Below are 20744 nucleotides of genomic sequence, written 5' to 3' on the forward strand. Positions count from 1 at the left end.
TCACTCCAATCTTATGATTTGCCGTTATCTTCGGCAGATGCGCCTTTTTCAAGCGCCTTCCATGATAGTGTTGCACATTTGATGCGGGCAGGGAATTTTGCCACTCCTTGCAGTGCCTCAATGTCACCAAGATCAATGGAATCGTCGTATTCTTTTCCTAGCATCATATCGGAGAAAATCTGAGACATTTTCAAAGCTGTTTCAATATCTTTCCCTTTAATCGCCTGCGTCATCATAGAAGCTGATGCCATCGAAATCGAGCATCCTTCTCCTTCAAATTTCGCATCCATGACTTTTTCGTCTTCGATTTTCATCGTGAGACGAATGCGGTCACCACACGTTGGGTTGTTCATATCGACGACAATGCTGTCGTTTAACACACCTTTGTTTCTCGGATTTTTATAATGATCCATAATCACTTGTCTGTACAGTGTGTCTAAGTTTACATTAAAAGACATTCGTAAAATACTCCTTTGTCTTACGGAGCGCTGCAATAAGTTTGTCAATCTCTTCTTCTGTATTATACAGATAAAAGCTTGCTCTTGCAGTCGCTGATACACCAAGCCATTTCATGAGCGGCTGTGCACAGTGGTGTCCAGCACGAATGGCAACACCTTCCGTATCCAGAACAGTAGACGCATCATGCGGATGGACGTCATCTAAATTAAACGTCACAAGCCCAGCTCGGTGCTGCGGTCCATAAATAGTCGCACCATCAAGCTCCTTAAAGCGCTCAAGCGCATAAGTGGCAAGCTGATGCTCGTAACGGCTGACTTCCTCCATACCAATGTCATTTAAGAAATCAATCGCTTTTCCGAGTCCAACTGCTCCGGCAATAATCGGTGTTCCCGCTTCAAATTTCCACGGAAGCTCTTTCCAAGTAGAATCATACAGATCCACAAAGTCGATCATTTCACCGCCAAACTCAGCAGGCTCCATATTATTCAAAAGGTCCTTCTTCCCGTAAAGTACACCGATGCCAGTCGGTCCACACATTTTATGCCCCGAGAATGCGAAAAAGTCACAATCTAGATCCTGAACATCAATTTGCATGTGCGGAGTGCTTTGCGCACCATCGACAACGATAATAGCACCGTGATCGTGGGCAATTTTAGCGATTTCTTTAATCGGGTTGATGGTTCCTAATACGTTTGAAACATGTGTGACAGCGACGATTTTCGTTTGATGTGTGATCGTTTGCTTCACATCTTCAAGCGATAGCGTGCCGTCTTCCTGTAACGGAATGTATTTCAATGTGGCGCCAGTTGCTTTTGCTGCTTGCTGCCAAGGGATGATATTCGCATGGTGCTCCATATGCGTAATGACAATCTCATCGCCTTCTTTGAGGTTTGCTCTAGCATAGCTGATCGCCACTGTGTTTAACGCCGTTGTTGTACCTCTAGTAAAAATAATCTCCTGGACAGAAGAAGCACCAATGAATGCTCGAACTTTCTCTCTTGCACCCTCGTATGCGTCCGTTGCTTTTGTGCCAAGGGTATGAACACCCCGGTGGACGTTCGAGTTGTAAGACCGGTAATACTCATTCATTGCATCAATGACAACTCGTGGTTTTTGAGATGTCGCTGCACTGTCCAAATACACCAAATCATGTCCGTTCACTTGCTGATGAAGGATTGGAAACTGCTCACGAACGTCTTTGATATTCATTATTTTACTTTCCTTTCAATCACAGAAACGAGCTGCTTTTTAACTCCTTCAATCGGCAGTTCTTTGACGACTGGATTTAAGAAGCCATAAATGACAAGTCTTTCTGCATCTTCTTTGGAAATCCCACGGCTCATGAGGTAATAGAGTTGAATTGGATCAACACGCCCAACAGATGCAGCGTGCCCTGCTGTTACATCATCTTCATCGATTAAAAGAATTGGGTTAGCGTCACCGCGGGCTTTCTCACTCAGCATGAGAACACGAGATTCTTGCTCCGCATTTGACTTCGTTGCGCCATGCTCGATTTTACCAATCCCGTTAAAGATAGAAGATGCTTGATCCTTCATGACACCATGCTTCAAGATATACCCTTCAGAGTTTTTACCGAAGTGGATGATGCTTGTTGTGAAGTTTTCCGTTTGATTCCCGCGGCCAACAACAACTGATTTTGTATCACCGAATGTACCGTCGCCCATAAGCTTCGTGATGTTTTCAGACACGACGTCTCCATCATTCATTAAGCCAAGAGCCCATTCGATTTTACTGTCACGGCCATTCGCCATTCCGCGTCTGTTCACATAGACTGTGACACCTTCTGAAAGGTTATCTACTGCACCGTAAGTGACGCGGGCATTAGCTCCCGTGAACACTTCGGACACGATATTGAAGATTGCTTCTTCAGGTGTTGCTGTACTAATGTAGTTTTCTACATATGTGACTGCACTATGATCGTCTGCTACAACGATGACATGGTTGAACAAAGTCGTGTCGTCGTTTTCATGCAGGTAGACGGCTTGAATTGGCGCTTCAAGTTCTACATTTTTCGGTACATAGAGGAAAGCTCCACCATTCACTAAAGCAGCATGCAAAGCGGTTAGTTTATGCTCATCTACTTTCACTGCATCAGTCATGAAGTATTTCTTCACTAGATCGCCATGTTCACGAAGCGCTGTATGAAGGTCAGTGAAGATCACACCTTTGTCTTTTGCTTCCGTAGAAAGAGACAAGTATGCTGGCGTTTGATCACGCTGAATGTAGACTGTCTTATCTGTGTCCTCTAAATCAATAAGAGACTTCACTTCTTCAGGAAGCTCTTCTAAAGATCCAAATGGCGCACTTTCGACTGTATGCTGTTTGAAATTGGTTAAATTCCATTTAGAAATATTCGTTTTGTCAGGCTTTGGCATTGGAAGGTCTTCTGCTTTTTCAAGAGCCTGTAAGCGAAGGGAACTCATCCATGCCGGTTCCTGATGCTTCTCGGAGAAGCTTTTGACATAATCTTGATCTACTGATAATTTCGTTTCTAATGTCATCAATAATCCTCCTAACGCTTACGCTTCTTGACCAACAGTTTCGTCTTCAATTCCTAACTCTTTTTTGATCCAGTCATAGCCTTCTGCCTCTAGACGCTGAGCTAGTTCTGGTCCGCCAGATTTCACAATACGTCCTTGCATCATGACATGAACGTGATCTGGTGTGATGTAGTTTAGCAGACGCTGATAGTGAGTGATCATTAAGCAGCCGAAGCTTTCGCCGCGCATTCTGTTAATTCCTTTAGAAACCACTTTCAATGCATCGATATCAAGACCAGAATCGATTTCGTCAAGGATCGCAATCTTTGGTTCAATCATCATTAATTGAAGAATTTCGTTGCGTTTTTTCTCCCCGCCTGAGAAACCTTCGTTTAGGTAACGCTGTGCCATATCCGGGTCCATTTCAAGGAACTCCATATTTTCGTCCATTTTGCGGATGAATTTCATGAGAGAGATTTCATCGCCTTCTTCTCTGCGAGCGTTAATAGCAGAACGAAGGAAGTCCGCATTTGTGACACCACTAATTTCAGATGGGTATTGCATTGCAAGGAAAAGACCCGCTTGTGCGCGCTCATCTACTTCCATTTCAAGTACATCTTCGCCATCTAGCAAAATGCTGCCTTTTGTTACTTCATATTTAGGGTGCCCCATAATGGCAGCAGATAAAGTTGATTTACCTGTACCGTTTGGTCCCATTACTGCGTGGAATTCTCCACCTTTTATCTCGAGGTTTACACCCTTTAAGATTTCTTTCCCTTCAATCTCAACGTGCAAGTCCTTAATTGTTAATGTCGAAGCAGTCATATATCGATACCTCCAAAATAATCATTATTCTCAATTTATTCTCATTCTAATTTTATAACAAATTAAAAGTGAATACAACACATTCACGTTAAGCGTGAAAGGATGCTCTCAAAATTCTAACAAAAAAAGCCGGTAGATAAAAGGATTTATGTCGAAAAGACTGTTTTCATAAAGAAAGGGCGGGAAACTTTTCTCCCCGCCCCTAAGCTATTAATAGCCTTGTATATTCATTTTTGCGAGCTGTCTTTTCTCATCTCGATACGACTGCTCTCGTTTATATTCCACTTTCATCCTTAAGTCATGGTCTCTTTCGTACTCTGCATAGCTCATGCCATGAGCTTTATGCATGGCCTTTTCCATCTCGGCGGTATAATCCAATCCCAGTGTACTATGGTCCGAACAAATAATAAACCATTCCCTTCTTTGAGTGTAGCTCTATTGTATCAAAGAAATGTGGCTTCACTCAAAAGGGATATCGCGCGCTATGCTGGCATATTTTCTCACACAATCGGCTGAGAAGAACTCAACTCCGTGATATGGAATAATACCTTATTTTCCTTCAATTAATGCGTCTGTCCTCCAAATTCATCAATACACTGCTGAACAACAGTGATGCCTTGGCTCAGTGCTGCCCCGCCGCCAAACGCTGCCGCCACACTGACAACCTCCAGCAAGTTCTCTTCTGTTGCGCCTTGATCAAGCGCTCCCTTTGTATGATAAATCATGCAGTATTCATCCTGTGCATGAATACTGATGCCAAGGGCAATCATTTGCTTCTCTTTTTGCGTTAATGAATCACTCTGAAAGCATTGCTCCGTGAATTCATTGAATTTCTTCCCAAACACCGGCATTTTCTTCTGAAATTCACCCATTGCTGTTTTATAATCGGTCAGTGATTGCTGCATGGATCCGCTCATATGCTGTTCATTCATTTTCATTCCATCCCTTCAGGTCATTTGTACGTTTTTATTATGAGCGAGATTTGAAAAAATACACAAAAAACCTCGCTTTGATAGAAGCGAGGTTGAGATGTTGTTATTCAGATACCGGCAATACGGCACCATCATATTTTTTGTCGATGAATTCTTTGATTTTATTAGAATGAAGAACTTCCATTAAAGTCTTGATCTTATCTGATTTCTCGTCACCTTTGCGAACGGCTACGATGTTTGCATATGGGTTGTTCTTCGTTTGCTCAAGTTCGATTGAATCGTTTTTCGGATTCAATTTATTTTGGATCGCATAGTTGACGTTAATAAATACGGCATCACCTTCACTGTTTTCATAAGCTTTCGCTGTTAGTTCAGGAGCGATTTTTTTGAATTTTAGGTTCTTCGGGTTTTCTTTGATGTTTTTGACTGTTGCATTGATTGTATCAACCTTCGGATCAAGCTTGATCACACCAGCATTTTGCAATAGAGCAAGCATACGACCTTGCTCAGCTACGTTGTTTGTCATGATGATCGTGCCGCCGTTTGGAATATCTTTTACTGATTTGTATTTCTTAGAGTAGATACCGAAAGGCTCAAGGTGAACTGCACCAGCACTTACTAGGTTGTAATCTTTGTTTGATTTATTTTCTTCGTTTAAGTAAGGGATATGTTGGAAAAAGTTTGCATCCACTTCTTTTTCAGCTAACGCTTTGTTGTACATTTTATAATCGCTAAGCACTTTCACTTTTAGGTCGTAGCCTTTTTCTTTTAGAAGTGGTTTTGCTTCTTCAAGAATCTCGGCATGTGGTGTTTTTGAAGCGGCAACCGTAATGGTTTTGCTATCACTTGCGTTATTAGATAAACCGCATGCAGCTAAAATGCCTGCAAATGCTAGAAATAGTGCACTTAAAATCAATTTCTTCATGAATAAATCCTCCCTTAACGTTTATCAATTTTATTTGTAATCAAATCACCGATTATTTGAATGATAAAGACGATGATGAGAATAAACACAGTGGCAAAAAGTGTAACATCTGTATTACCAGATTGGTATCCTTCCACATAGGCAAGGTCACCAAGTCCGCCTGCTCCAATTGCTCCTGCAATCGCAGTAGAGCCAATAAGAGCAATAGCTGTCACGGTAATTCCTGAAATAAGGGCTGGCAGTGATTCTGGCAGCAATACTTTAAAAATAATTGTAGATGTTTTTGCTCCCATAGATCGTGCTGCTTCAATGACTCCTTTGTCTACTTCACGCAGTGCAATTTCAACAAGACGTGCGTAGAAAGGAGCTGATCCAATAACAAGCGCTGGTAATGCTGCATTTGGACCTAAAATCGTATGCATTAAGAATTTCGTAAACCCTAATAAAAGAATAATTAAAATGATAAAAGGAATCGATCTGAAAATGTTGACGACTGCGCCGATGACAGCATTGATCGGTTTATTTTCCCAAAGACCGCCTTTTCCTGTAAGGAAGAGCAGGAGCCCTAAGATAATCCCGATTGCAAAAGCAAATGCCAATGAAATCAGTGTCATATATACCGTTTCACCTGTTGCACTCCAGATGACATCTAGATCAACGTTCGGAAACCATTTCTCAAACATGTGTCATCACCTCGATTTCAACCTGTTTGCTTTGGATATAGGCGATGGCTTTTTCAACCTCGTTCTCGTCTCCATTAATATGGATAAAGAGTGTTCCAAACGCGCCTTCCTGCGTTTGAGAAATCTTTCCTTGCAGGATGTTCACATCGACCTTGAAGGATCGAATGATTTCAGTGATCAGCGGCTGTTCGGCAGAATCTCCGATAAAGGACAACCGTACGACCTGACCTTCTTTTACTCGCTCTAGGACGTGCTCAATTGTTTCTTTCGCTTCTTCTGGTTCAGCAAGCTGTTTCACAAATCGCTTCGTCATTTCTTCCTTCGGCTGTCTGAAGACACGTAATACTTCGCCTTCTTCGACAATGCGGCCATCCTCCATGACAGCCACACGGTGACAAATTTTGCGAATGACGTGCATTTCGTGTGTGATTAGTACAATTGTGAGCCCTAGTCGTTTATTGATATCTGCTAAAAGCTCAAGGATGGAATCGGTTGTTTGCGGATCAAGCGCAGATGTTGCTTCGTCGCAAAGAAGTACCTTTGGATCGTTTGCTAATGCTCTCGCAATTCCCACACGCTGCTTTTGCCCACCACTTAATTGAGACGGATACGCATTTTCTTTTCCTTCTAAACCGACCAATTTAATCAGTTCATTCGCACGTTCTCTCCGTTTTGATGCCGGTACACCTGCGATCTCAAGCGGGAACATAATATTTTGTCTCACCGTTCTTGACCAGAGCAAGTTAAAGTGCTGGAAAATCATGCTGATTTCTTGCCTTGCTTTACGAAGTTTTGCATTCGATACTTCATTGATCCGATTGCCTGCTACTTCAACAATTCCTTCTGTTGGCAGCTCCAGACCGTTTAAGAGGCGAATGAGGGAGCTTTTTCCTGCGCCGCTATACCCGATAATTCCGAATATTTCACCTTTATCGATATCCAAGTTGACGTCTTTCACGGCATCAACATTTCCGCTTTTTGAGTAATACGTTTTTGATACATTCTGTAAATGGATCACAGTCTGTTCACCTGCTTTCTTGCTGAATCTATAGGTTGCCATCACATACATTATTTATTCTTCCTGCTGCCATGCTTCACGCCTGACGCCAGGTCAGTAAAAAAGACCTAACTGCAACGCAAGCAGAAAGGCCTTTTATGTTCAATACGCCTTTCTCTCATCTTTCAAAGCATTGCGGCTTTGAGTGAATTGGCACCAATTTCAGCTATGCTGACGGTTGCCGGGTTTCATAGGGCACGTCCCTCCACCTCTCTTAATAAGAGAAAATATGTTGTTTTATGTGATGTTCATGTTTTTACTAACGTAGGATATCATGCTACCCGAGATATGTCAACGCTGTAAATCGCTAATTTCCAAGTAAACAACTACGTTATCATTTTTCGAAAAAAACCGTTTGTCAGCCAAAGCACAGCCTCTAGTCTTAGGAGTGCCCTGAATGATCCTTTTACCTTCACTTGTCCCCTACTGATTAACTGCTGTAAGGACATATCTCCATCTAATAATTGTAGAATTTCTTTCCTCTCACCATAAAAAATGAGATCCGATAACTCAATTGCAGGTAGTTTCTTCACTTCACCAAGCTCATCCACAATCAATGTACAAGAGTCAGTTTCCGCCTCAAATGTAATCTTCAAGGATGATGATGAGAGCAGCGGCTTTAACAATAATCGCTGCCCCGTGTTACCGTGGGCTTTCACATTTTCCACATGTATAACCTCCCTGTCATTTGGTTATACATAACATTTCTCTATAAACATTGGCTTGTCCTTTATAAATAGATCGACAAATTTTCAGATGAATTGCTTGAAATATGACAAAAAACCGCTTTATTTAGCGGTTTCAATCATTTCATGAAGATATGGAACGGAGTGAAAGGCATAGCCTTTTTGCACCAGCTTCCCATCTTTAAACAGGAGAAAGCAGGGAACGCTTTCGATCTCAAAAGCCTTCGCAAAGCCTGGTGAGTAGTTTAAGTTATTTTCGTAAAATGGTACATCCGGCTGCATCGTATCTACAACAGCCAGCATTTTCTTTGCCAGCTGGCATGTTCCGCAAAACGGTGTATATAAGTATAAAAGAAATAAATCGTCCTCTATTTCCTTGAATTCATGTTCTTCAATCTCTTTCATATACGTCCACCCTCATACATATTTCGAATGAACATCAATGTTTGCAGCTAATAGGATAGATGCAATGTGGGCTGACGGTGAAGCGGCCACTTCGCGGTACGTTCTATCGACAAAAAGATGACGTGCTTCAGGGAATTCTTTCCGAAATTGCTTCCGCAGTTTGTCGCCTGCATCATCACTGTCTGCTAATATGTAAACGTCTTTCCCCAATAGTTCGTCCACAAGCTGATCCAGCTTCGAGGTGCTGATCGTGCCATTGGTGCAAATGATGGTAACAGGTTCACTAATGACTTCTTTTAGCTTTTGTTTGTCTGTTTTACCTTCTACAATGATGACCTTTTCTATCTCGACATTCATCACGATCACCTGGCCCTTTTGACGTTGATTCACTTCTTCCTTAGATTACAATCTTTCATTCAGGTTGTAAAGATTGGACGTTTGGCACCAAAAAGACTGCAGCTTATGCTCACTGCAGCCTCATCTGTGATTAGCACCAGCCATTTTCATCATCACAGTCTACATATTTTTCTGTCCCGTGGGTCAATGTATCCGTCAGACGATAAAAACGATTTTGATCATAGGAATAACCTGATTTTAACTCATATTGGTTTTCACTAATCATCGTGCCAATCTCTTCATTTTGATGGTAAAGCACCATGCCGCTTTCTTTGAATCGTCCAGTGACATGATCTGTTATATCCACCTGTTCTTTTTGAAAAGACAAATTGGACACCCCCCATAAAGGTAGAGTGTCCAATTTCACATGAATTAGTCTTCTTTTGTCATTTCTTCATATTGCTCAGCAGTCATCAAGTTCTCGATTTCAGATGCATCAGCTGGCTCTACGACGATCATCCATGCTTTTTCATATGGAGAGTCGTTGACGAATTCCGGGCTGTCATCCAGCTCATCGTTCACTTCGACGATTGTACCGTTGATCGGTGCGTAAAGTTCAGAAACTGTTTTCACTGATTCTACACTTCCGAAAGGCTCGTCCGCTGTGATTTTGTCTCCTACTTCAGGAAGCTCAACGAACACGATATCGCCTAGCTCAGATTGAGCAAAATGCGTAATACCGATACGCACCTTATCTCCTTCTACTTTGACCCATTCATGTTCTTCTGAATAACGTAAATCTTTTGGTGTGCTCATTCAATACCCCTCCAGTCTTTTCTTTCAATCTATATTGAAGATACCACAATCTGAATGAAAGTTACATCATTTCCAGACGCTTTTAAATGTATCTTCATTAAATCCAACTGTGACTCGTTTGCCATCTGTTGTAATCGGGCGCTTGATCAGCATTCCGTTAGATGCGAGTAATTCTAGCTGCTCGTCCTCTGACATTGCAGGAAGTTGATCTTTCAGCTGTAGCTCTCGGTATTTCTGTCCGCTTGTATTAAAGAACTTCTTCAGCTCTAAGCCGCTTTTTTCGTAAAGGGCTTTTAATGTTTCTTTATCAGGCGTCTCTTCGACGATATGTATGCTGTTGATGTCTTTATTGTGCTCTTCCAGCCATTTTTTTGCTTTTCGGCATGTACCGCAAGATGGGTATTCATAAAAATCTAAAGCCACCATTTTCACCTCCTGCAAATTGTGAGAACATTTTATCACAAAATATTTTAAAAACCTAAATGTATGCTTATAAAAAGGTGCGGAGTGATATCCGCACCTTTTAAGCCGTCCTTATACGGTATATTTCTCTGCTTCAAAGATTCGTTTCGCCACTTCGCGCTTTTTGGCGATGACATTGACTGGGGTGAATCTTGTCAGCTTGCGAAGAGCTGAGAGGCTCATGCGGAGTGAGTCTCCTTCTTCCATCGCGATCAAGGATTCTTTTGCATGGGCTTCAATTTTTAAGAAGGCTTCCTGCGTGAAAATTTGTGTATAGGTCAGCTTTTGAGCGTTCTTTTCTTCTCCTGTTGCAGCAATTGCCTTTTCAGTACGCAGGATCGCCGATTCAGCAGCAAACAGTTCATTGATGATATCTGCGATGTTCACAAGAATTTCTTGCTCTTTGTCTAATGCTTTTCCATACTTCATCGCCGCCATTCCAGATACCATTAAGGCGATCTTTTTCGCATGGGCGAGTAAATATTTCTCTTGATCGAGCGGCTGATTCCCTGGCTCTTCCGGCATCATCATCATGAGCTCTTCCTGTAAGGTTTGCGCTTTTTGAAGCAGCGGAAGCTCACCTTTCATCGCTTTCTTCAGGAATGTGCCTGGCACAAGTAAGCGGTTGATTTCGTTTGTTCCTTCAAAAATGCGGTTAATCCGTGAGTCACGATAGGCTCTTTCGACCTCATATTCCTGCATGAATCCATATCCTCCGTGGATCTGCACGCCTTCATCCGCAATATAATCTAATGTTTCGGAGCCAAGCACTTTGCAAAGAGAGCATTCAATCGCATATTCTGCAATGGACTGGGCAATTTGTTTGCCGTCTTTTTGCTCTTCTTCACTTAATAGACCCATGCGCTGTTCAAATAATCCGACTGTGCGGTAAACAGCACTTTCCATCGCATAGAGCTTTGCCGACATGTTGGCTACTTTTTCACCAATTAAACTAAATCGAGAAATTGGCGTTTGGAACTGCTTACGCTGGTTTGCATATTCTGCCGATAATTGAATGACACGTTTTGATGCACCAATTGTTCCGACAGCCAGTTTATAGCGTCCGATATTTAAAATGTTAAAGGCAATGACATGCCCTCTGCCAGCCTCACCTAGCAAATTCTCTTTCGGGACTTGAGCATCTTCAAGGATTAATGTTCTCGTCGAGGAACCTTTAATGCCCATCTTTTTTTCTTCAGGTCCAGTTTTGACACCTGGAAAATCCTTTTCTACGATAAAAGCAGAGAAGTGTTCACCGTCAATCTTCGCATATACGACGAAGACATCGGCAAATGCGGAGTTTGTGATCCATTGTTTTTCCCCGTTGAGCACATAATGGGTTCCAGCTTCATTTAAGACCGCAGTTGTCTTTGCTCCAAGGGCATCAGAGCCTGATCCTGGCTCAGTGAGGGCGTATGCCGCAATCGTTTCTCCCGAAGCGAGTCCAGGCAAGTACGTTTCCTTTTGCGCTTGATTTCCGAACAGCACGATAGGCAGAGATCCAATGCCGACATGGGCGCCATAGGAAAGTGAGAAGCTCCCTGCTCTTGAGAATTTCTCGGTAATAATGGCTGAACTGATTTTATCTAAACCGAGCCCGCCGAATTCTTCAGGCACGTCAGCCCCTAGCAGTCCAAGCTCTCCAGCCTTTTTGAGAAGCCTGACAGAATGCTCGAATTCATGATTTTCAATTTGATCGATATATGGAACAACGTCTTGTAAAATATAATCTTCTGTTGTCTTTCCAATCATTTGATGCTCATCAGAGAAATCCTCTGGTGTAAAGATATGCTCGTAATTCGTCTCATCAATTAAGAAACTTCCACCCTTTTTTACATCTTCCATTGCTTTCATCCTGATTTCCCCCTTTAGATCAATTCAAAAATTCCTGCTGCTCCCATGCCCCCACCGATACACATTGTGACAATGCCAAATTGCTCGTTTCGCCGCTTCATTTCATGAATGAGTGACAGCGTAAGCTTCGTGCCTGTACAGCCGAGCGGATGTCCTAGCGCGATTGCCCCGCCATTGACATTCACTTTCTCTTCATCGATTCCTAAATGACGAATGACTTGAATGGCCTGAGAGGCAAATGCTTCGTTTAATTCAAACAGCCCAATATCCTTCAGCTCAAGCCCAGCAATTTTCAGCGCACGCGGAATGGCTTCAATCGGTCCGATTCCCATCACCTCAGGCGGTACGCCGCCAACAGCAAACGCCCGGAATTTAGCAAGCGGCTGAAGAGAAAGTGAGGATGCTTTCTCACGATCCATCATCATCACACACGCAGCGCCGTCACTTGTTTGAGAAGAGTTTCCTGCGGTTACCGTGCCTTTTGTTGAGAAAGCCGGGCGCAAAGTGGAAAGAATCTCCTCCGTTGTCCCTGCCCTCACACCTTCATCCTGCGAGAACGTGAATTGATGTTCTTCTAACTGATATTGCTCCCCTACCCGCCGCTCTGTTACATCAACGGATACAATTTCATCTGAAAATTTCCCTTCCTGCAATGCTTTGGCTGCCTTTTGATGACTTCTTACCGCAAAGGCGTCCTGATCTTGACGTGTGACCTGATACTTTTGCGCCACTTGCTCTGCCGTGTGTCCCATGCTCATATAGTATTCAGGCGCTCGTTCTGCCAAATGAGCATTCGGACGAATGGAATGACCCATCATCGGCACCTGTGACATCGATTCGACTCCTCCGGCTAAAATCGTTTCTGCCTGACCGAGCATGATCCGTTCACCTGCATAAGCAATGGACTGAAGACCAGATGAGCAGTAGCGGTTAATGGTGATGGCAGGTACTGTATACGGAAGCCCAGCTAACGCTCCAATATTCCGAGCCACATTTAACCCCTGCTCTGCTTCTGGTGTTGCACATCCGATGATCAAATCATCTATCTGTCCATCATAATCACCGGCACGCTTTAATGTTTCTTTTACACACAACGCGCCCATATCATCAGGCCGAACATGCTTTAACGATCCTTTTTTTGCCTTCCCTACTGGTGTTCTCGCGCCAGCGACAATGACTGCTTCTCTCATTTTGACTCCCCCTTAGTTACGTAAAGGTTTTCCTTTGACGAGCATATGCTGCATACGTGCCTGTGATTTCACTTCTCCTACAAGACTTAAAAAGGCTTCTCTTTCAAGCTCTAATAAGTATTGCTCCTCTACCTCTGTTCCAAATGGCAGTTTTCCGCCGGAAATGACATGGGCTAATTTTTTGACAATGGTCATGTCATGCTCTGAAATGTATCCAGACAGTCTCATATTTTCAGCAGCCAATATCATCGCCGCATACCCTGTTTCTCCCATGACGGGCACCTTTTGCTTGAGCGGTGCACGATAGCCCGCTTCATCAAGAGAGAGCACCAGTTGTTTTGCATCATAGATTAGGTGGTCTCCGTTCATGCTAATTCGATCACTCACGCCGAGCATATTCATATCTCGCGCTTCCTCAGCCGAAGTGGATACTTTAGCCATTGCAATCGTTTCAAATGTTTTCAGCGTGGCATCTTGAATAGCGGTCTCTGACGGCTTAGCTGATCCTTGCAGATGCCGAAGATATAATTCTTTGTTCCCACCGCCGCCTGGAATCAGTCCAACTCCCGCTTCGACAAGACCCATGTATGTTTCACTCGACGCCTGAATAGCTGCTGCCGGCAGACAAACCTCTGTTCCCCCTCCAAGTGTCATACCAAACGGTGCAGCAACGACTGGACGGTCGCTATATTTCACCTTCATCATCGCCTGCTGGAAGCGGCGGATCACAAAGTCAATTTCAAAGAAATTATCATCCTGAGCCTCCATTAAAATAAGAGCAAGGTTGGCACCAACACAAAAGTTCTTCCCTTGGTTTCCGATGACAAGCCCTCTATAATTTTGTTCCACCTCATCAACAGCACGATTGATCATATCAATGACATCTAGTCCAATGGCATTGCTTTTAGAGTGAAATTCGAGCAAGGCGACATCATCCCCAATATCGATCAAGCTCGCACCAGAATTTTTAAAAATCACGCCCTGCTTCTTTTTCAACTTCGATAAAGATATATTCTTTTCGTTCCCTTTTTCCTGTTCATAAGCCCCATTTTGATAAAATGACCGCTCACCATCAGCATTCTCTTGATAGAATGTGTCGTGTCCTTCTGACAGCATATCTTTCACCCACTGCGGGATGAGGTGACCTTCTGCTTCCATACGCTCGGCTGCTTTCTTTACACCAATTGCATCCCACAGCTCGAATGGACCGTGCTGCCAGCCAAATCCCCATTTCATGGCGTTATCGATGGACTGAATATCATCCGCAATTTCGCCTTTTAATTGAGCCGAATAAAGGAGCACAGGTGCCGTCATGTTCCATAGTAATTGTCCTGCACGACCATCTTGATAAATAAGCGCTTTCAATTTCGCTTTCGTTCCCTTTTGCTGCTTCACCATCTCAATGCCTGGATCTTTCAGCTTCGTTCGTTCTCCATACGTGAGCGTGACAGGATCTAGCTCTAAAATGACCTTCCCATTTTTTTGATAAAACCCTTGCCCTGCCTTGCTGCCAATCCACCCTTTTTCGAGCATTCTTTCAATAAATTCAGGCAGCTGGAATATATCTTTTTCCTTTCCTTCTACTTGGTCATATACGTTCCGGGCTACATGGGAAAACGTGTCAAGCCCTACGACATCAAGTGTACGGAAGGTCGCGCTTTTCGGTCTTCCAATGAGGGGTCCTGTGACCGAATCCACTTCTCCAATGGTGTATTTGTTTTCAAGCATTTCACGCACTGTCACAAGGAGTCCATAAGTACCAATACGATTGGCAATAAAGTTCGGCGTATCTTTCGCTTCAACGACGCCTTTACCAAGTACATCCTCGCCAAACGTTTTCATAAAGTGAATGACTTCTGGATCTGTTTGTTGAATAGGAATGATTTCTAAAAGCTTTAAATAACGAGCTGGGTTAAAAAAATGTGTGCCTAAAAAGTGGCGTTTAAAATCCTCTGATCGGCCTTCTGCCATTTTTTCAACCGAAATACCGGATGTATTGCTTGATACGATACTGCCTTTTTTGCGGTGTTCGTCGATGAGAGAGAATACGTGCCTTTTGATGCTGAGCTTTTCAGTGACGACTTCAATGATCCAGTCAGCATCATGTAATAAGGATAGGTGATCTGTGAGATTTCCCGGTGTGATGTATGATAGGTTTTTTGCTGAAGTAAGAGGTGCTGGCTTTTGCTTTAATAATTTTTTCAACGCTTCTTGACTTAATCTATTCCGAACACTAGGGTGATCAAGCGTTCGCTTTTTTGCCGTTTCTTCCTTTGTCAGTTCGTTTGGCACAATATCTAGCAATGTTACTGGTATCCCGATATTGGCTAGATGCGCAGCAATGCCTGAGCCCATGACACCTGAACCAATGACAGCCGCCTTGCGAATATGTTTGCCCATAAATATCCCCCTAAACATTTTGAATGAACAGTCATTCATTTTTTGTCCAAAAAAAAGCAATGCCTCTTTCTTTATCTTAAAAGATTTTACGAAACAGTTCAATAGCGGATTTGAAAAATTTACACATTCTCATGTGCTTCCTTTGCGGCGTATGAATTAAAGATGAGAGGGAATTGTAAGAATGGAGGTGATGTCCACATGTCTCGTTTGAAGAAAAATCCATCGAAAGCAGGCGTAAGTGCTGCAAGTGTGAAAGGAAACGCAGGTCCATCACAAGAAGCTGACCTAGGTGGGAAAAAGACCAGTCAAAATCAGCAATATAAAAAGAATCAGTAAGGAAACAAAATCGTAAGGAGGAACTTATCTTGAACAATCAGCAAATGAATATGCCCCCTCAAGTCATTTCAGTGAAGGATTCCTTGTACTTAGAGGATATGCTGAATTGGAACTTGATCGCGATGAAAAAGGCTCATTTTATGGCCGAGCATTGCCAGGACCAAACATTGAAACAAGAATTAAACCAAGTGGGCCAAATGCACCATCAGCATTACACACAAATTCTTCAGCATTTAGGCAGCTCAGGACAAGGCCAGTCTACTGGCTTTATGCAATAGGAGGAAAAAACATGGAACAACAAAACCAACAAAAAATCGGGAATCCACAAACTCCGGTTCCTACGACAACAAACATGAATGATCGTGATTTTATCACAGATCTCTTGTCGACTGAAAAATATATGACAAGCGGATACAACACAGCGCTCAATGAATTCAGTCATGAATCTCTTTATCAGGATATTCAGCGAATTGCGCTAGAAACTCAGAAAACACAAAGACATCTATATGATGTCATGTTCCGATATGGCTGGTATTCTGTTGAAGCTGCCGAGCAGCAAAAGCTCCAGCAGGCACACCAGAAATTCCAGCAAACACTGACAGACCAATCTCCATACGGACCATCACAGATGTCATAAAGAAAAACTGCCGGTCTGGAGCTGGCAGTTTTTTAACGGTCTTTATTGGCTCGATGAGCTTCGTTCATTTGTTTAATCCGCTGAATGGTTTCTTTTATTTCTTCCTTTGCCTCTGGATACGTTTCATTAAAGTGCTTGGCGAGAGGCGGCATACTTTTTGCAATATGAGAATAAATCACCCACTGTTTCACATCTTGTTTCAGTGCGTCTGTTGATTCACCGAGCAGCAGCTCTGTATATTTCTCAAGCAAGCCTTCCAGCTTTTCGTCTAGTTCATTTCCCATTGTCTTCCGCTCCTTTTTTCAGAAAAAAGCCTGACTCTGCGTGTAACAGATGTCAGGCTTTTGACATACGATTATCTTGCAGCAAGAAATGTCTCCGCTTGCGCTTGCTGCACAATACAGCGTCCTCTACCATGCGGAATACATAGTGGTGTTCCGAATAAAGGATCTGTTGTCACTTGGCAGTTCATATCAAAGACATTTTTCACAAGATCACAATTAATGACCGTTTCTGGTCTTCCTTCTGCATAAATCGACTTGTCTTTAATGGCCACAAGATGATGGGCATATCTACATGCAAGATTTAAATCATGAAGAACCATAACAATCGTGCGCTGCTCTTTTTCATTTAAGTCAAACAAAAGGTCAAGAATTTCAATTTGATGTGTCATGTCTAAATACGTAGTCGGTTCATCTAACAGGATGATATCCGTCTCCTGCGCTAACGTCATCGCAATCCATGCGCGCTGTCTTTGTCCACCTGATAATGAATCGACCGTACGATCAGCGAGGTCTTCCATCTTTGTTGACTTCAGTGCGCGATTCACGGCTTCTTCGTCTTGCTTCGACCACTGCTTCAGCCAATTTTGATAAGGATATCTGCCTTGCTTCACTAATTGATGCACCGTCAATCCTTCTGGCGCTTCCGGTCCTTGGGGAAGAATGGCGAGCTGTTTCGCTACTTCCTTTGTTGGTAATTTGGCAATGGAATGACCTTCAAGCAGGACAGAACCACCCATTGGCTTCATGAGACGGGCCAAAGAGCGAAGTAGCGTGGATTTACCGCATCCATTGCTGCCAATAAATACTGTGATTTCACCCTTAGGGATTGATACATTTAGTTCATCTATGATCATTGTTTCTCCGTAGCCTAAGCTTAAATCTTCAGTAGAAATGGCACTCATTCCGCTCAAACGCTCCTTTTCTCATGCAAATTTTTTATATGAAATATCGTCTATATATAGACGCAAAAGATCACTTAACTCCATTTAGTGTATCAGATTTAAGTGATCTTGAAAATCATTTTCAATTAAAAAATGAGAAAGCCTCGTTTACTTCTTCTTTTGGAATGTACATTTCGTTCCATCTTCAAGCTTCATATCGACTTGTATCCGCTGATAATCATCATCCAAATTAAAAGCAGCTAATAGCTCATTTACATACGCTTCATTAATCTTCGCACTAGGAATAGACATATCATTTAGCTTCATCTTCATCTCGCGTAATGCTTCTTCACCTTCATAGCGGACACCGTTCATATGATCACGAATAAGTGCTTCTTCTTTGCCTTTCGCTTGACGATAGGTGGCTTCGTATAATTCGCTTTTCTGCCCGTATTGAACATGCAGGTGGAGATGCTCAAATGGGAGCTCCTTCATTTGAACCGCTGAGAGACTCTCTGCTTCTGCTTCATTTGTTTGTTGAAGCGGCTCAATCGATTGGCACCCAGACAGCATAAAAAGCGACACTCCTATTTGTCCCGCCTTCTTCCAACACATCATGCACTTCCTCCTATTTCTTATCATCGCTTTTTATTCTTCTCCATCCTTCTTTTCGTTATTCAATAAAAGAGTGGGCTATGGTAAATTGAAACAAAAAGGAGGTACGAGATGATGAAAAGGACAGCCATTATAACTGGTGCCAATAGCGGCTTTGGCAAGCTCATCACGATAGGTCTCGCCAGGCAAGGCTATACAGTGATCGCAGGGGTCAGACAGAAAGCCAATGTGAACAAGCTTGCCGAGGAGATCAAGCAAGCTTCTTTATCCGAAACAATACATATTGAAGCATTAGATGTGACAGATACGCAGTCGATTCAAGCATTTCAGAAAAAGCTAGAGGCTTACGCTCCCATTACCCTGCTTGTCAACAATGCGGGAACAGCCTATGCGGGTTTTGCTGAAGAGGTTCCTGTTGACACGTACCGCCAGCAATTTGATGTGAATGTCTTTGGAGTTTTGGAAATGACACAAGCCGTTCTTCCGTTTATGACAAATGGTGCAAAAATATTTAATATGAGCAGCATCAGCGGATTAATGGGGATGCCCGCACTTTCTCCGTATGTGTCGTCAAAGTTTGCTTTAGAGGGTTATACAGAGAGCTTGCGTATTGAACTGGCATCGTTCGGGATACAGGCAGCCTTGATCGAGCCAGGTTCTTTCCAAACAAATATTTGGAACACATCCATGAACGAGCACATGATGCAGCCAGGAGAAGGATCGAAATACATACACATCTATCAAAAGATGATGACCTATATCAATGCCCAAAAAGCCAACTACGGGGACCCTCGTGACGTCGCAGCACTTGTTGTTCGATTAGCCGAAAAGAAACGACTGAAAAAACTGAGGTATCCGATTGGGAAAGGGGTACGACTTTCATTCACAGCAAAGCAGCTTTTGCCTTGGAGCTTGTGGGAAAAGATCATATTACGTACACTCTCTTCAAAAAAATAAGCACAAAAAACAGGTGAACCGTTAACGGCCACCTGTTTTTTCATTTATTCGTTATCAGACTGTCCAAGGGTAATGTCTAGATTTTTGTTTTTTCCTTCACGAATAACAGTCATTGTCGTTTTATCGCCAACTTTTGTTTCTTTATAAAGAATTTCTTTCAGCTGAGAGCTGTTCGCCACGTTTTTCCCTTTAAACTTGATGATGACATCTCCAGATTTCAAGCCTGCTTTTTGTGCAGGTGATCCTTTTGATACATCTTTTACGTAAATCCCTTTGCCAATTTGTTTATCAAATAGGCCGAGCGTATTTTCCTGATACGTTTCAGGCACTTGCTCAAGGTCAATCATTTGTACACCAAGGTAAGGACGTTCAACTTTTCCATTTTTCAACAGCTCATCTACAATCGGTTTGACATCGTTACTTGGAATCGCAAAGCCGAGTGATTCCACACCGCTTTCGCTAATTTTTAAGCTGTTGATGCCAATGACTTGACCATCTGTATTAATAAGCGGTCCACCGCTGTTTCCTGGGTTAATCGCTGCATCTGTTTGCAGTACATTCATCTCCACCGTACCAGATGACGTGTTCGCTTCAACCGTACGATCCAGACCACTAATAATCCCTTCTGTCACAGTACCAGAGAACTGTGCACCGAGCGGGTTCCCAATGGCGATGACTTTGTCTCCAGCACGGAGCTTAGAAGAATCCCCAAAGCTCGCCACTTTATCAATGCCGTCTGCATTGATTTCAACGACAGCTAAATCTGTCATCACGTCACTGCCGACAAGCTTCGCTTCTTTTGTTTTCCCATCAAAAAGTGTCACCTTTAGTTTATTGGCACCTTCGACTACGTGATTATTTGTAATAATGTACGCTTTTTTGCCATCTTTTTTAAAGATGACGCCAGAACCCGTTCCAGCTTCAGCCTCTGTTGAATCACCGCTAAGGCCAAATGAATTTTGTGTAGATTGATAGTTTGAGACTCCAACAATGGTTGGCTCTAAATCTTCTACCATATCAGCGACATTCGTGGCATTGGTAATTTGTTTTGTCGAGAAGTTATCAGAGGTTGCCGGCTCACTTGACGCTGTTTGCGTTTGTGTGTTTGCCGCTGTGTCCTGCGACTGCGGCAAAAGCGGTGTAATGCCAAGCACAAGGCCTCCGCCAATAATCCCTCCAAGGATCGGACTGAGCCATGCCGCCTTCCGTTTTTTCTCCTTTTTCGACGCACGGTCATCCCCCATTTGAGGAGAATGATTTGTCACACTCTCCTGAGTGGCAGATGTTTCGTTTTCATGAGATTGAAAAACGAGCTCTTTCTCTTTTTCTGGTTCGTCTATTTGTTTCTCATTCTCTTGATGCATATCTTCTTGTTGATTTAACTTCTTCTCTTCATCTTCTCTTCGGAAATCCATCGCTTGCACTCCTTTACGTCATGTTCATGACTTGCTTGATTCATATGTGTAGATCGGACTCATGTCCTCTTAATGGCAACATCATTGA

General features: G+C 42.9%; 26 protein-coding genes and 1 riboswitch. Of the genes, 4 read left to right on the forward strand and 22 right to left on the reverse strand.

The features are described from left to right. Nucleotides 1-11: 11 nt before the first annotated feature. The 18 genes from sufU to C5695_RS16365 all read right to left on the reverse strand — a co-directional run bounded on the left by sufU (nucleotide 12) and on the right by C5695_RS16365 (nucleotide 15531). Entirely contained in the window at nucleotides 12-458 is a 447-nt protein-coding gene (sufU, locus tag C5695_RS16285; RefSeq protein WP_003212941.1) for a Fe-S cluster assembly sulfur transfer protein SufU, read from the reverse strand. Then, on the reverse strand, nucleotides 448-1668 hold the full coding sequence (locus tag C5695_RS16290; protein WP_117731595.1) for a cysteine desulfurase: 1221 nt from the start codon (nucleotides 1666-1668) through the stop codon (nucleotides 448-450). The genes sufU and C5695_RS16290 overlap by 11 nt, the downstream gene beginning before the upstream one ends. Further along, the gene (gene sufD / locus C5695_RS16295) at nucleotides 1668-2981 is read right to left on the reverse strand and encodes a Fe-S cluster assembly protein SufD (protein ID WP_117731596.1); all 1314 of its coding nucleotides are present in this window, start codon (nucleotides 2979-2981) and stop codon (nucleotides 1668-1670) included. Before sufD ends, C5695_RS16290 begins: the two co-directional genes overlap by 1 nt. Before the next feature lie 18 nt (nucleotides 2982-2999). Continuing rightward, entirely contained in the window at nucleotides 3000-3785 is a 786-nt protein-coding gene (sufC, locus tag C5695_RS16300) for a Fe-S cluster assembly ATPase SufC (protein WP_003213654.1), read from the reverse strand. 210 nt (nucleotides 3786-3995) lie between these two features. Continuing rightward, the gene (locus tag C5695_RS20685; RefSeq protein WP_162835676.1) at nucleotides 3996-4133 is read right to left on the reverse strand and encodes a YuzK family famiily protein; all 138 of its coding nucleotides are present in this window, start codon (nucleotides 4131-4133) and stop codon (nucleotides 3996-3998) included. Nucleotides 4134-4348: 215 nt separating this feature from the next. Beyond that, nucleotides 4349-4717: a carboxymuconolactone decarboxylase family protein gene (locus tag C5695_RS16305; RefSeq protein ID WP_003212803.1), complete on the reverse strand. Its 369-nt coding sequence runs from the start codon at nucleotides 4715-4717 to the stop codon at nucleotides 4349-4351. A 103-nt stretch (nucleotides 4718-4820) separates the two neighbouring features. After that, nucleotides 4821-5642 (reverse strand): methionine ABC transporter substrate-binding lipoprotein MetQ, encoded by an 822-nt coding sequence (gene metQ, locus C5695_RS16310; RefSeq protein ID WP_117731597.1) that lies wholly within the window; start codon nucleotides 5640-5642, stop codon nucleotides 4821-4823. A gap of 14 nt (nucleotides 5643-5656) precedes the next feature. Continuing rightward, nucleotides 5657-6325, reverse strand: a complete 669-nt coding sequence (locus tag C5695_RS16315) for a methionine ABC transporter permease (RefSeq protein ID WP_117731598.1) — start codon at nucleotides 6323-6325, stop codon at nucleotides 5657-5659. Continuing rightward, complete coding sequence (locus C5695_RS16320; protein WP_117733164.1) at nucleotides 6318-7343, reverse strand: methionine ABC transporter ATP-binding protein; 1026 nt, start codon at nucleotides 7341-7343, stop codon at nucleotides 6318-6320. The genes C5695_RS16315 and C5695_RS16320 overlap by 8 nt, the downstream gene beginning before the upstream one ends. 154 nt (nucleotides 7344-7497) lie before the next feature. Further along, a riboswitch (SAM riboswitch) is annotated at nucleotides 7498-7606 on the reverse strand. A gap of 102 nt (nucleotides 7607-7708) precedes the next feature. After that, nucleotides 7709-8050: an SCP2 sterol-binding domain-containing protein gene (locus tag C5695_RS16325; protein ID WP_117731599.1), complete on the reverse strand. Its 342-nt coding sequence runs from the start codon at nucleotides 8048-8050 to the stop codon at nucleotides 7709-7711. 120 nt (nucleotides 8051-8170) lie between these two features. Further along, nucleotides 8171-8473, reverse strand: a complete 303-nt coding sequence (locus tag C5695_RS16330) for a thioredoxin family protein (protein ID WP_117731600.1) — start codon at nucleotides 8471-8473, stop codon at nucleotides 8171-8173. Between the two features lie 12 nt (nucleotides 8474-8485). After that, the gene (locus tag C5695_RS16335; RefSeq protein WP_117733166.1) at nucleotides 8486-8830 is read right to left on the reverse strand and encodes a ribonuclease M5; all 345 of its coding nucleotides are present in this window, start codon (nucleotides 8828-8830) and stop codon (nucleotides 8486-8488) included. 130 nt (nucleotides 8831-8960) lie between these two features. Then, nucleotides 8961-9197 (reverse strand): YusG family protein, encoded by a 237-nt coding sequence (locus tag C5695_RS16340; protein ID WP_034659913.1) that lies wholly within the window; start codon nucleotides 9195-9197, stop codon nucleotides 8961-8963. 44 nt (nucleotides 9198-9241) lie between these two features. Beyond that, nucleotides 9242-9625, reverse strand: coding sequence for a glycine cleavage system protein GcvH (gcvH, locus tag C5695_RS16345; protein ID WP_008347039.1), 384 nt, complete (start codon nucleotides 9623-9625; stop codon nucleotides 9242-9244). A gap of 66 nt (nucleotides 9626-9691) precedes the next feature. After that, a complete protein-coding gene (locus C5695_RS16350) occupies nucleotides 9692-10048 on the reverse strand; it encodes an arsenate reductase family protein (protein ID WP_034317446.1) in 357 nt (118 codons plus the stop codon). Nucleotides 10049-10159: 111 nt separating this feature from the next. Beyond that, complete coding sequence (locus tag C5695_RS16355) at nucleotides 10160-11941, reverse strand: acyl-CoA dehydrogenase family protein (RefSeq protein WP_117731601.1); 1782 nt, start codon at nucleotides 11939-11941, stop codon at nucleotides 10160-10162. 14 nt (nucleotides 11942-11955) lie between these two features. After that, nucleotides 11956-13131: an acetyl-CoA C-acetyltransferase gene (locus tag C5695_RS16360; protein ID WP_117731602.1), complete on the reverse strand. Its 1176-nt coding sequence runs from the start codon at nucleotides 13129-13131 to the stop codon at nucleotides 11956-11958. A gap of 12 nt (nucleotides 13132-13143) precedes the next feature. Continuing rightward, the gene (locus C5695_RS16365) at nucleotides 13144-15531 is read right to left on the reverse strand and encodes a 3-hydroxyacyl-CoA dehydrogenase/enoyl-CoA hydratase family protein (RefSeq protein ID WP_117731603.1); all 2388 of its coding nucleotides are present in this window, start codon (nucleotides 15529-15531) and stop codon (nucleotides 13144-13146) included. Between the two features lie 198 nt (nucleotides 15532-15729). Here C5695_RS16365 and C5695_RS16370 point away from each other — a divergent pair, with 198 nt between their 5' ends. From C5695_RS16370 to C5695_RS16380, 3 genes are read left to right on the forward strand one after another with little or no spacing between them, the layout of a single operon-like run. After that, nucleotides 15730-15867 carry a YuzL family protein gene (locus C5695_RS16370; RefSeq protein WP_003212904.1) on the forward strand — a complete coding sequence of 46 codons (138 nt, stop codon included), beginning with the start codon at nucleotides 15730-15732 and terminating at the stop codon, nucleotides 15865-15867. 26 nt (nucleotides 15868-15893) lie between these two features. Next, the gene (locus tag C5695_RS16375; RefSeq protein WP_223249598.1) at nucleotides 15894-16145 is read left to right on the forward strand and encodes a hypothetical protein; all 252 of its coding nucleotides are present in this window, start codon (nucleotides 15894-15896) and stop codon (nucleotides 16143-16145) included. 11 nt (nucleotides 16146-16156) lie between these two features. Further along, nucleotides 16157-16504 (forward strand): spore coat protein, encoded by a 348-nt coding sequence (locus C5695_RS16380; RefSeq protein WP_117731604.1) that lies wholly within the window; start codon nucleotides 16157-16159, stop codon nucleotides 16502-16504. A gap of 32 nt (nucleotides 16505-16536) precedes the next feature. Here C5695_RS16380 and C5695_RS16385 read toward each other — a convergent pair whose 3' ends face one another. The 3 genes from C5695_RS16385 to C5695_RS16395 all read right to left on the reverse strand — a co-directional run bounded on the left by C5695_RS16385 (nucleotide 16537) and on the right by C5695_RS16395 (nucleotide 18284). Further along, nucleotides 16537-16788, reverse strand: a complete 252-nt coding sequence (locus C5695_RS16385; RefSeq protein WP_117731605.1) for a YusU family protein — start codon at nucleotides 16786-16788, stop codon at nucleotides 16537-16539. Nucleotides 16789-16859: 71 nt separating this feature from the next. Further along, nucleotides 16860-17690, reverse strand: coding sequence for an ABC transporter ATP-binding protein (locus C5695_RS16390; RefSeq protein WP_117731606.1), 831 nt, complete (start codon nucleotides 17688-17690; stop codon nucleotides 16860-16862). Between the two features lie 147 nt (nucleotides 17691-17837). Then, complete coding sequence (locus C5695_RS16395) at nucleotides 17838-18284, reverse strand: YusW family protein (RefSeq protein WP_187441287.1); 447 nt, start codon at nucleotides 18282-18284, stop codon at nucleotides 17838-17840. 114 nt (nucleotides 18285-18398) lie between these two features. On the opposite strand from C5695_RS16395, the gene C5695_RS16400 reads away from it, so the two are divergent. Then, nucleotides 18399-19241 (forward strand): oxidoreductase, encoded by an 843-nt coding sequence (locus C5695_RS16400; RefSeq protein WP_117733168.1) that lies wholly within the window; start codon nucleotides 18399-18401, stop codon nucleotides 19239-19241. A gap of 44 nt (nucleotides 19242-19285) precedes the next feature. Here the strand turns inward: C5695_RS16400 and C5695_RS16405 are convergent, their stop codons facing one another. Beyond that, complete coding sequence (locus C5695_RS16405) at nucleotides 19286-20656, reverse strand: S1C family serine protease (protein ID WP_117731608.1); 1371 nt, start codon at nucleotides 20654-20656, stop codon at nucleotides 19286-19288. Between the last annotated feature and the right edge of the window lie 88 nt (nucleotides 20657-20744).

The organism is Bacillus pumilus (assembly GCF_003431975.1).
In the GTDB taxonomy this organism is placed as follows: Bacteria; Bacillota; Bacilli; order Bacillales; family Bacillaceae; genus Bacillus; species Bacillus pumilus_N.